This window comes from Paenibacillus sp. 1781tsa1 (assembly GCF_024159265.1).
Taxonomy (GTDB): Bacteria; Bacillota; Bacilli; order Paenibacillales; family Paenibacillaceae; genus Paenibacillus.
This window is the reverse complement of sequence record NZ_JAMYWY010000001.1, coordinates 5657271-5668984: the sequence shown is the minus strand read 5'-3', so window position 1 is coordinate 5668984 and position 11714 is coordinate 5657271. Positions and strand designations below refer to the sequence as shown.

Annotated in this window: 11 protein-coding genes; 6 read left to right on the top strand and 5 right to left on the bottom strand. The window is 47.5% G+C overall.

The window, feature by feature from the left end:
- Positions 1-182: 182 nt before the first annotated feature.
- Entirely contained in the window at positions 183-992 is an 810-nt protein-coding gene (locus NKT06_RS25480) for a histidinol-phosphatase (RefSeq protein ID WP_253440588.1), read from the bottom strand.
- 30 nt (positions 993-1022) lie between these two features.
- Positions 1023-1925 (bottom strand): LysR family transcriptional regulator, encoded by a 903-nt coding sequence (locus tag NKT06_RS25475; RefSeq protein ID WP_036605798.1) that lies wholly within the window; start codon positions 1923-1925, stop codon positions 1023-1025.
- Between the two features lie 456 nt (positions 1926-2381).
- Between NKT06_RS25475 and NKT06_RS25470 the strand changes: the two genes are divergently transcribed.
- The 5 genes from NKT06_RS25470 (at position 2382) to NKT06_RS25450 (ending at position 7439) form a co-directional block, all read left to right on the top strand.
- Entirely contained in the window at positions 2382-2840 is a 459-nt protein-coding gene (locus tag NKT06_RS25470) for a chemotaxis protein CheX (RefSeq protein WP_036605799.1), read from the top strand.
- 56 nt (positions 2841-2896) lie between these two features.
- Positions 2897-3670, top strand: a complete 774-nt coding sequence (locus NKT06_RS25465; protein ID WP_253440586.1) for an SDR family NAD(P)-dependent oxidoreductase — start codon at positions 2897-2899, stop codon at positions 3668-3670.
- Positions 3671-4065: 395 nt separating this feature from the next.
- The gene (locus tag NKT06_RS25460; RefSeq protein WP_253440584.1) at positions 4066-5439 is read left to right on the top strand and encodes a DEAD/DEAH box helicase; all 1374 of its coding nucleotides are present in this window, start codon (positions 4066-4068) and stop codon (positions 5437-5439) included.
- 27 nt (positions 5440-5466) lie between these two features.
- The gene (locus tag NKT06_RS25455; RefSeq protein ID WP_253440582.1) at positions 5467-6219 is read left to right on the top strand and encodes an ABC transporter ATP-binding protein; all 753 of its coding nucleotides are present in this window, start codon (positions 5467-5469) and stop codon (positions 6217-6219) included.
- 2 nt (positions 6220-6221) lie between these two features.
- Positions 6222-7439: an ABC transporter permease gene (locus NKT06_RS25450; RefSeq protein WP_253440580.1), complete on the top strand. Its 1218-nt coding sequence runs from the start codon at positions 6222-6224 to the stop codon at positions 7437-7439.
- A gap of 167 nt (positions 7440-7606) precedes the next feature.
- Here NKT06_RS25450 and NKT06_RS25445 read toward each other — a convergent pair whose 3' ends face one another.
- From NKT06_RS25445 to NKT06_RS25435, 3 genes are all read right to left on the bottom strand, one after another.
- The gene (locus NKT06_RS25445) at positions 7607-7732 is read right to left on the bottom strand and encodes a YjcZ family sporulation protein (RefSeq protein WP_206759599.1); all 126 of its coding nucleotides are present in this window, start codon (positions 7730-7732) and stop codon (positions 7607-7609) included.
- A gap of 263 nt (positions 7733-7995) precedes the next feature.
- On the bottom strand, positions 7996-9294 hold the full coding sequence (locus NKT06_RS25440) for an aminotransferase class I/II-fold pyridoxal phosphate-dependent enzyme (protein WP_215075721.1): 1299 nt from the start codon (positions 9292-9294) through the stop codon (positions 7996-7998).
- A 178-nt stretch (positions 9295-9472) separates the two neighbouring features.
- Positions 9473-10090: a pyridoxamine 5'-phosphate oxidase family protein gene (locus tag NKT06_RS25435; protein WP_253440578.1), complete on the bottom strand. Its 618-nt coding sequence runs from the start codon at positions 10088-10090 to the stop codon at positions 9473-9475.
- A 128-nt stretch (positions 10091-10218) separates the two neighbouring features.
- Here NKT06_RS25435 and pdxR point away from each other — a divergent pair, with 128 nt between their 5' ends.
- Entirely contained in the window at positions 10219-11703 is a 1485-nt protein-coding gene (gene pdxR / locus NKT06_RS25430; protein ID WP_367399875.1) for a MocR-like pyridoxine biosynthesis transcription factor PdxR, read from the top strand.
- Positions 11704-11714 lie beyond the last annotated feature (11 nt).

Below are 11714 nucleotides of genomic sequence, written 5' to 3'. Positions count from 1 at the left end.
TTGAAAAGGGAAAATCCGTTGATAAACGCGAACACTTTGTTTCTTCTGGTTATTTCTGTCCTCTCCGTTATCATGTAAATGTTCAGTTGAACTTATATAATATTTTTGATTTAGAATTAAACCCAAAACCCCCACAGCGTAAACAAGCGCGCTGTGGGGGTTTATCTGTGGTTCTATATTTTTTACAGTGGCACAACCTGCATCTGTTTCTGCTTGAAGTATACCCAGTCCGTGAATCCGATCTCCAGCAGACGTGTACGAACGTCATCCAGCTCATCTGCTACCCGCTGCGGTTTATGAGCGTCCGATCCAAATGTCACCTTCACCCCATAATGATGGGCGCGTTCCAGAATGGCATCCGAGGGATACCAACCACCGCTAAGTTTGGTTTTGCCAGATGTGTTAATTTCGATCGCTACATTGGATTCTGCAATGACCTGTAATGTTTCATCAATGGCCTGATCAGCGATAATTTCGGAGAATGGTGGATAATTACCCTTCATCGCATCAATGTGTCCAAGAATCTGGAACATGCCGCTGCGAGCCGATTGCCGAATTAATGAATAATAGCTTTCTTTCACTTCAACTTTGCGAGCATCGCTCAGTCCGTTCCACCGCGTTTTGTTGAAGATGCTTACATCCTCGGTATGATGAACTGAACCAATAATATAGTCAAAAGGATACTGTCCTAGTGTAGTACGGTACAATTCTGCATGAACAGGGAAATAATCCGATTCAATGCCGAGTAACACATCAATTTTACCAGCGTACTCTTCTTTCAGAGCAAGAACTTCTTTCACATAATGCTGCAATTCAGACTTGCCCATTGCGATCCGTGGAAATGCCTGCTCAAGCTCACTGCCAAAGTATGGCGTATGATCCGAGATACCGATGGCCTGGAGCCCTGCCTTAATACCTGCCTCTATATAATCGCGGATGTTGCCGTCTGCGTGACCACAACGAAAATGATGTGTATGAAGATCAAATTTCATATGGAATCCTTCCTTTCTCATGGCTCATTGTCATTCTGAACTGATGAATTGGGTTTCCGGCATGCCTTTGAGATCACTAATGAATTGCTGCATCGCTGAGTTGAGGTATCGGCTGGACTTATAGATCACACCAACAGGATGACTGACCTCCAGCTCACTTAAGGGTATCATACGCAATGTACCTTGACGCAACTCATGCGCAACAGATTGTTTGGAGATGACAGCTGCCCCGAGATCAATCTCGACCATCCGTTTCACTTCTTCGCTGCTGGATAACTCCATTACAATATTAGGTTCAATATTATGTTTCTTGAAGATGGTTTCTGTAAATCGTCTCCCTACGGTATCAGGGGACAACAGAATCAAGGGTGTGCTCCGGAGCACATCCACTGCAGCATGTTTTTTCTTCGCCAGTGGGTGGGAAGGAGATACCACGAGTTCAAATGTGTCATAGTACAGCACAGATGTATTCAGGTTGGGATTACGCTCGGTGAGATAACCGATCCCAATATCAACCAGACCATTTTCAACCTGGGTATAGATCTGTGATGAAGGAAGGGATTGAATACTGGTTTTGATCAGCGGGAATTGATCTTGGAAATAGGATAACACCCTTGGCAAGATCTGAATAGCAATGGAAGTCGTTGTGCCTAACACGATACGTCCCTGAGGCGTTTCATCGAGATCAGACAATTTTTGTTTCAACTCATCAACGATGTCGAGCATCCGTTCAGCGTGCTCCAGAAATACCTGGCCACGGTCTGTAAGGGTAACGGGTTGGTTACGATCCACAAGAACGGTGCTGAATTCGTCCTCCAGACTTTTGATCTGGGCCGAGACGGCAGGCTGAGTCAAGTTTAGAAGTTCACCCGCTTTGCGGAAGCTCATCGTTTTGGAAATGGTAATTAGTGTCTCCAGTTGGCTTATGTTCATAGGTGACCTCCTTGCAGGAAAAGTATCTTCGATATGTAGATGTGGTGCGATGAAATCCCGTAACTGGTTATTGTTCCGTTATCATAAATTATAGGTGATTCAGGACAGCAGAGCAATGAAGGTAATCGTCAGGAGAAAAAGTAGTTCAAGAGACTGTGAAAAAAACGCGAATACAAGAATTTGATTTTTTTAACAGTTGGATGAAAGCAGTAATAAAGTCCTAAATGCCTTTTGCCACGCACGATGATCGAAATGCTTTCTTCAAAAGAAGTGAAAAGCTCCGTTTATTCGCTAGAATCAGCTATAAACATTTGCCCCACGGATGACGATAAATTATAGTACACATGATTTAACGAATTCTTAATGAATTCTTGTACGTGATAAAGTATAATAAATTTAATGAATATGGGACTTTTGGTGTGTGACCAATAACCCAGTGTGAGGGGGACATAGACAGTGAAAGCGGAAGTGATTAATCCTTTCCTGGAATCGGCACGGAACGTATTCGAACAGCTCATCCAGGTTTCGCCTTCCACCGGGAGTCTTGGCGTGAAAAATGTAGAGTACATTGCAGACCATGTCTGGATCGTGATCGGAATGACCGGGCAACTTAGCGGAAACATTGTATTTGGAATCAATGAACAAGTTGCATTGAAAATTGTATCTGCGATGATGGGCGGTTTTGTCATTACAGAAATGGATGAAATGAGCAAAAGTGCTATTTCGGAACTGGGTAATATGATCAGTGGTAATGCCAGCACCATCCTGTCGAACCAGGGTGTTGTGGTCGATATTACACCTCCACAAGTGATGAAATCCGAACATCTGACTACATTTAGTGCAACGAAAGCACTGAGCATTCCTTTGCTGATGGATGGCATTGGTGAGATGGATATTCAGGTCATGATCTCGTAGAATAGAGCCATATGCCTCAAGAGGCAATATGTGTTCAATACGGGAGGACATCGGGTATGCTGAAAGATCAGGTAGTGTTTATTACAGGTGCATCGAGTGGTATCGGTGCGCTGTGTGCGCAGATGCTGATAGAAGAAGGAGCCATCCCGATTCTGGCTGCCCGTTCGCGGGACAAGTTGGAAGAGATTGGTGCCTCGCTGAAAGGGCCGCATGAATTACTCACGCTCGATGTTACGGATAGTGAGCAGGTTCAGGCAGCTGTGGAGGCGGTATTGCATAAATACGGACGAATCGACATTTTGTTGAACAACGCAGGTTACGGGAAATTCGCAGCGATGACAGAGATGTCTGTACAGGAATTCGATGAGATGATGGACGTTAATTACATGGGCATTGTCCGCTGCACCAAAGCAGTGCTTCCACAAATGCTGGAACGGGGCAAAGGTCAGATTGTGAACGTGGCCTCGATGGCTGGCAAAATCGGTACAGCCAAATCCGCTTCCTATACAGCTACGAAACATGCTGTACTCGGATTTAGTAATGCGCTGCGTCAAGAGCTTCGCAAGACTGGCGTCATGGTGACAACGATTAATCCGGGTCCGATTGATACACCATTTTTCCATCGGGCTGACCCATCTGGCAATTATGTGAATAATGTACGTTGGATGATGTTGAAACCGGAAGATGTTGCGGGTCATATGATTCGGGCAATGAAAAAGCGCAAGGAAGAAGTGAATCTGCCAAGACTTGCTTCTGCTGGCATATGGTTGTACCAGCTATTTCCTCGTCTTGCAGATCGATTGTCGCACGGTGTAATGAATCAGAAGTAAATGTGATACGAGGCATCATATACGGAATGAAAGAAAGGCTCCGCCGAGGGGCTTTTCTTTTTTTTGGCGTGTATACATACAATTCTGGAATAAGATTTGGTACACGGGCTTTTTTCGCATATAATGAAAGGTAATGTGATGACAGGCTTCGGTTTTATACAAGCAACTTATATGTTCAACTAAACTTTTACACAATAACGGAGAGGACTGAAATAACCTGAAGAAGCAAAGCGTGCACCTTTATCCCCGGATTTTTCCTTTTGGAAAAAAGGAATCAAAAAAATCTGGGGATAACAGTGATCGGAAGGTTGTTCTGTCCTCGAAGTGTCAGTGTAAATAATGATTAGTTGAACTTATATAACATCAAAATGAATAATTTAAAAGGATGGACATACATGACGAATCAAACATTTGCTTCAATTGGCGTGGAACAGGATCTGGAGGCCGTTTTGGCGAAACATGGCATTAACGAACCTTCACCTGTACAGGCTCAGACCATACCGGTTATTTTGGAAGGCCGAGATGTCGTATCCAAATCCCAGACGGGAACAGGGAAAACGCTGGCATATCTGCTGCCAATGTTACAATCCATCAAAATGGATATCAAAGGTACGCAGAAACTCGTTATTGCACCTACACAAGAGCTGGCGATGCAGATTGTACGTGAGGCTCAGCGCTACGGGGAAGAACGCAAGATCGGCGTATTGGGTCTGATTGGTGGCGCAGCGGCAAAACGTCAGATCGAGAAGCTGCGTGAGCATCCACAATTGGTTGTGGGCACACCGGGACGACTGAAGGAATTAATTACACTCAAAAAACTTAAAATGCACAACGTCTCTACGATTGTTATCGATGAAGCGGACCAAGTGTTCCAACTTGGCGGTGTAAGTGACGTGAACTTTGTACTCAAGAGCGCATTGCGGGACCGTCAGCTGATCTTCCTGTCCGCAACGATTGATGAGCATACGGCTGGACTCGCGAAGCGTGAGATGAAAGAGCCTGTTCAGATCGGAATTGAACCGGATCGCGCTACGGCTGCGGGCCTTGAGCATTATTATTTTGTAGAAGAAAACCGTAACAAAATTGACATGCTGCGTCGTCTGGTGAGACAGTACAATCCGGATCGCGCAATCGTATTTGTGAATGCAACCGAAGATATTGGTGAAGTGGAAGCAAAAATGAATCATCTGGGCTTGTCTGCTGCTGCGCTGTATGGGGATGCTGACAAAGTGACCCGAAGTAACGTATTGTCTGCCTTCCGTAATGGCAAACTCCAATTGCTGATCGCCAGCGAAGTTGCTGCCAGAGGACTGGATATCGAAGGATTGCCAATGGTCATTAACTATGACCCTGCCTTTGACTCGGAACATTATGTTCACCGTGCAGGTCGTACAGGCCGAATGGGACGTTCGGGTATTGTGCTATCCATTGTGGATGAAACTCAGATTTTCATTATGCGCAAATTCGCTCGGGAGCTCGGAATCGAACTGTCAGAACGTGTACTCTTCGGCGGTAAAGTATTGGAGGCTGATCCGCGTCCGGATACGCGTCCTGAGGGACATTCGTTCTCCAGAAAACCAGGACAATCCAGAGATCGCAAACCAGGTCAGGGCAGCCGCAATGGCGGTCCCCGAGCTACTATCTCCAATTCGCGTCCATCGGGTAGCAAACCTACTGGCAATGCAGGACGCACGGAGCGAGATCAGGATCGTAAAAACAAGGGAGCACCCAAGTGGAGTAAAGACAAAACGCCACGCTCCGAAGAATAGAATCTGACGAAAGGGGTGCAGGGATAGATGGAAAACGTTCAATCGCCTGTTCTGCAAATCAGCGGGTTAAGCGGAGGTTATAGTGCCAAACGGCCGGTCCTTCACGGCATCGATCTGGAAGTCGGACGTGGAGAGATGGTCGGACTAATCGGCTTAAACGGTGCTGGCAAAAGTACAACCATGAAACATATCCTCGGCTTGATGACACCTCAACAAGGCGAAGTACGAGTGATGGGCAAGAAACGGGATGAGGATGCGCAGATCTACCAATCAGCCATGGCATTCGTACCGGAATCACCCGAACTGTATGATGAGATGACGGTAATGGAGCACCTGGAGTTTACGGCAAGAGCGTACAATGTGTCGGAGGCTGACTTCAAGCAACGTACGGAGAAATTATTACAATTATTCCGTATGAATGAAAAAAGTACAAGTCTGTCGACTCACCTGTCCAAGGGCATGCGGCAAAAGGTCATGATTATGTGTGCTTTTGTGGCAGGACCGCCACTGTACATTATTGATGAGCCTTTCCTGGGGCTTGACCCGCTGGGTATTCGCTCCTTGCTTGATTTTATGCTGGAGATGAAAGCTTCGGGATCATCCATCCTGCTGAGTTCACACATTCTGTCCACGATTGAAAATTACTGTGACCGTTTTATCGTTCTGCATCGTGGACAGGTTATTGCTCAAGGGACATTGAATGAATTGCGCCTTCAATTCGGGGAATCGGATGCCACGCTGGAGCACATGTTCTATTCCCTCGTACAAGGCAGGGATTGAGCATGGATCTCAAGCTGCTATGGAAGCAAAGACGCACAGGATTCTGGAACGGAATTCTTCCTTATCTGGGATATGTCATCCAGAGCGGTGTAGCTATGGTCTTTTTATTTCTCGTCATTGCGTTCTCCGCCTGGTATACATCATTTGTTCAGAACATTCCCGCAGAATTCCCGATTCGCTGGATTGCATTGTTGCTGCTGGCGCCACTGGTGCTGTTTAGCAGTTATCGTACATATCTGCTTCCGGCAGATATTGTGTTCCTGCGACCACAGGAATACCGGATGCAGGAATATTTGAAGAACAGCTTTGCCCGGGGCATCATCTATAAAAGTCTGGGCCTGCTGCTTGTGTTTGTTACACTGTGGCCTCTCTATGTTAGAGCAGATCTGGATGCACGGCCATTTGGCTGGTTCATCGTATTCCTGCTGCTGTGGAAAGGGCTGTCCAGTTATGGAGCATGGCAAGAGCTAAGAATGGTTCAGGTCGGAGCATCAAGAGGATATCGTCTCTTGCGTTGGGCTCTGGCAGTGCTGGCGGTTGGCGCATGGCTGTGGCAACCACCTCAGCGCAGCGTATGGTTCCTTCTGTTACTGGCTGTCGTCTATATCGTCGCCTTGCGTATACCGGTGAAACATCGGGTAGCGTGGGAACGACTGATTCAGGTGGAGCAGGGTCAGGCTGGCAGGGTTATGCGGACGCTCGGCTGGTTCGTGGATGTACCTTCATCCGGACAGAAAGTAAGTTCGCGTCGTTGGCTCAGCAAATGGGGGAGCGGTCTTCCATGGAACGCGGGGAAAGCTTACCGTTACTTAATAACCAAAACGTTTATTCGAACCGAAGTGTTCTCAATCGTGTTGCGCCTAGTTGTACTGGGCATGTTACTATCCTGGTGGACAGCAGGCAGCTACTTTGGTGTAGGCGTGTATCTGTTCTTCCTGTTGCTTGCAGGTGTACAGCTTGGTGCGCTGCGCCGCAGTCATAGTGAATCGTTCTGGATCATGATCTATCCGATCTCGGGAGAGAGTCGTCGTTCTCAGGTGTTGGGATTCATATTCTATCTACATGCGCTGGCTGCGTTGCTCATGTGGCTGCCTATGCTGGCTGCCGGAGCAAGCGGACTGACTGTCACCGGAGTAGCACTTATTTTGGGGATACTGGTGATTGTGATCATGCGGCGTTCGCAAGGTAACAAGTGGTTGAAGGAAGAAGAGGACGAGTAAACAATTGAGCGTACCTTTCCACCTCTCGCCAGCCCAGATGGTGGTTCGAGTTGGACGGTGCTTATTATTTAACCAACACAGAGAAGGGTATTCCGGGCTGTGTCCCGGAATACCCTTCTTACTGCTGCAATCAGATCACTTGGTTCTCGCGCAAGTGTGTATTGGTACTAACAGAGGAACGATTTCGTGATAATAACGAGCAAGATGAACAGAACGAGAATGGCACCTGTGTTCGTAAATCCTCCGTAACCGCCGCATCCATAACCGCCTCTTGTATCTTCAACTCCAGACATGGTCATTCCCCTTTCAAGTGGTTGTTTGGCACGCCCTTGCGTACATCGTATATTATGTGCCTTGGGGTTAGGCTGATTGGGCCGATGCCCGGTAAAGCCAGAAATTCGAGCTTTTGGGCAGCTGTCCGGGTGTGGCGAGTGATATCTGGCGAGTTGTAAAACACAAAAAGGACCAAAAGAACCCTCTGTATATTCGGAGACATGTAACGTCGTCCCGGCATACAGAGGGTTCTTATATCATTCAGGGTTCAGGTCTGTTTTAACTAAGTCGTCCGCAAATCCTGAACTCCACGATAGATGGTTTCATACAGATCTTCCAATCCGGATTCTTCAATACAGGAGAAGGCGATTCGCAGATCTGATTCACCCAGCGCAATTGTACCCACACCATATTTGTGCAACAAATGGCTTCGAAGTTCTTCAGCGCCAACTTCTTTCAGCTTCAGGCACATGAAGTAACCGGAGTTGAAGGGATAATAATCCCATGCATCTTCATACTTGCCGCTATCGAGAATGGCCTTCACTTTATTGGCGCGGCCTTTCATAATCTCGAACTTCTCCTGTTTCTGTGCTTCAAACTCCGGTGCTTTGAGCGCATCCAGTACAAAAGTCTGGGAAGGATGCGGGCCACTGGAGATCGTTGCCCGGATAATACCGAGTGTTTTTTGTTCCAATGCATGCAGAACAGCTGCATCCTCATGGGCATACGTAATGAATCCAACGCGGAAGCCCCATACGAACTCTTCCTTGGTTGCACCATCCACTTTTACGGTCAACACACGTGGATGAATGTTGGCAAGTTTGCCAAACAGGGATTCATGAATGGAATCTTCGAAGAACAGCCCGAAGTACGCATCATCTGTTACAGCAACCACGTTAACGCCGGCTTCAGCTGCCTGACGAATCGTGTTTACAATGGCATCTGCTTCTTCGGCTCCAGGCGTATAACCTGTAGGGTTATTCGGGAAGTTGAGCAGCACGATGGCTTTACCTTTGTCCTTTTGATCAAGCAACGCCTGAAGCAGACCGTCACTGTTGAAGTTCAACTGATCATCGAACAGGGGATAATGAACCAACTGGCCATGACGACGAATTCCGAAGGTCAGCTCGTAATTTTCCCAGTTTTTATCCGGATATATGACAGCGTCCCCTTCATCGGCGAACAGGTCGGCTACGATACTTAGTCCATGGGTTAATGCATTGGTTACAATCGGATTGCCGAACGTTTTGCCTTCCAGAGAAGGCGTTTCCTTCAGCATCTTGTCTCTCCAGACGGTCCGCAATTCAGGTTTGCCTGCAGGTGGAGCGTAAGGATACAGATCCTTTGGCTGGAATGCAGACAACTTCTCCTGAATAACCTGAAGATGCATCGGCACACCACCCTCCAGGGCAATACCAATCGTGGCATTATGGGTCTTGGCCAAACTTGCTGCTTCAGCAGATTGACTCAAAATCCCCTCTTTAGGAAAATAAATTTCTTTGCCAAGCTGTGACAGCATGGAGTAGACGTGACTGCTGCCTGTCTGAATACTTTCGTTCAACTGTTCAGCCAGTGGATTCATTCTTTTCATCCTTCCAAGTCTTTGTGATTCAACTGCCTAACATTATATCACCTTGACATGCCCCCGTCACGGAAATTACGCAATATGACAGTTATATCGCTTTACCGCGTTGTTGCAGAGGGTTTTGGCGTGAGTTATCGTTGAATTCAACCTTGGAGGAATACTTATAAAATGAAACTTATTGCTGATGAAATGGACAATATTTCCGCATCATTTCAGCAGTTTCGGTATCTCTTCCTTCATTGCGCTGTTCCAACTGACCACTGATATGATCGAATCGTTCACTGGAGAGGTTTTGTCCAAATTTAAACTTGGCAGTGACTCGTTCCGGGGTTATTCTTACAACGGCTACAGCTTTGAGGTTGCCTGTGTAACGCGAGTCAGTAGCGTCAATCGGTACATATCCGCCTTGCGGTTGAAGTTTCTCCATGAATCGTTGCAGCACTTTACCCTTAATGTCCAGATCCTTAACCGGTTCTGCCTGACCGAAGGCCATGACACTTTTGAAGAATGAAGTTGCCGGACAAGCAAGCTCAGGATCACTGAAATAGGATGGAATCAGGGAGAATTCTTCAGCCACCGTGAAACTGACTGAGGAATCCTGTTTGATCTGTTTCATCTTCTCGCCAGCCAGACTGCCGTGGAAATAAAAGCAACCGTCCATATAAACGAAATTCAGCGGTGTAACCCGTGGTTGTCCATCCGGACTGACCGTTCCCAGAAACCCGAAGGAGCACTGATCCAGAAATGCCGTAATCTCTTGTTCTTCATCTACTGTGAATTCTTTCCGTCTCATGTGTATTCCCCCATCATTGAATGTATAATAGAACGCCATATCTTATGCATAACAATAGTTCATACATTGACAATGAAATAGATCCAATTTACATTCACTTTAGTAGGCCAATTTGTCAGGATCACATAATGAAGACGAATGAAGAGAGGTGCATGATGGAATTGTGGCTACCGATGGATACTTATGAACTTCAGCATCGATACAAGTATGAGGCATTGTACCATGCGTTACGTGATGCCATTCATGCAGGCACATTGGTGGGAGGTACGAGACTTCCTTCCACCCGTGAGTTGGCAAGGCAATATGAGATGTCACGTGGTTCGGTAGCTCAGGTATACGACATGCTGCTTGCGGATGGTTATGTCCATGCACATCGGGGAAGAGGTACCTTTGTAACCGAAACATTATCCGCCCAGGAAAATGAGAAACAGGAAGCCGTTCTCAGTCTGTCTCCCTGGGGCGAGCGGGTACAGAGGTTGAATACGCAACATGAAGTCCTGCGGACTCCGATGTCTTCACCGAAGCCGTCCGTCATTGATTTTCAAATGCAGCGCATGCCTGCCGAACATTTCCCGCTAGGGGAGTGGAAGAGTGCACTCGCTGCTGTTCATCGCAGTGGTTGGCGAGAATCTAGCGGTGCAGCCGGTGATCCGGAACTGCGTGAGGCCATCGCTTCCCATCTCAGATGGACACGTGGTATCCAGGCAGAAGCATCTCAGATTGTATTGTTCAGTGGGTCAATGCAAGGCATCACCCTACTGTCTCAACTGCTGATTACGGAGAATGCAGCAGTTGTATTGGAGAATCCGGGTTATCCGGGTATTGCCCATGCCGTCAAGTCCTGTGGTGGGTACATCATCGCGGCAGATGTGGATGCCGCAGGCATTATTCCGCAGCCTTGGGAGGCACAGACGTTATTTGTCACCCCTACCCGGCAGTTTCCAACAGGTGCCGTGCTGGGGTTGGACAGAAGACGTGCCCTGCTTGCGTGGGCCTCGAAGCGGAATGCGGTCATTATTGAAGATGATTATGACAGTGAATTCCGATGGGGTGGAAGACCAATTGAACCCCTCAAAGTGCTTGATCGTGAACAGCGGGTCATCTATGTCGGTTCATTCTCACAAACGATGGTTGCTTCGTTCCGACTTGGCTATGCCGTACTGCCACCTGGCCTGGTAGAACCTCTCCTCGCCGCCAAGGCGCTGTATGAGCCGGTACCTCCTGCGCTGTTAGAGCAGCGCGCACTGGCCAAATTTATGACCAGAGGAGGTTACCTGAGGCACTTACGGCGGTTAACCCGTTTATACGGGGAACGGCATGATTTTTTTGTCCGAGAGATGGAGTTACAGTTGCCGGAAGCATTCAAGATGCAGCTTGGTGATGCAGGACTGCATATCTACGCTACCTGGAATGGGGATGCAGACAGTTATCAGCGGTTTAAAAAGCTCACTCAGGAGGATGGCATACTGTTTCGTGATGCAGAGCGATATCGGCTGACTTCAGGTCATCCGGCGGCCTGCTTTGCTTTTGCACATCTGGAGAAAGAAGAGATGACAGAGGGAATCCGGCGAATGCGGCTGGCCTGGGAGAAGTGCACATTTTCGTTTCGGTGAATTCCGCTGTA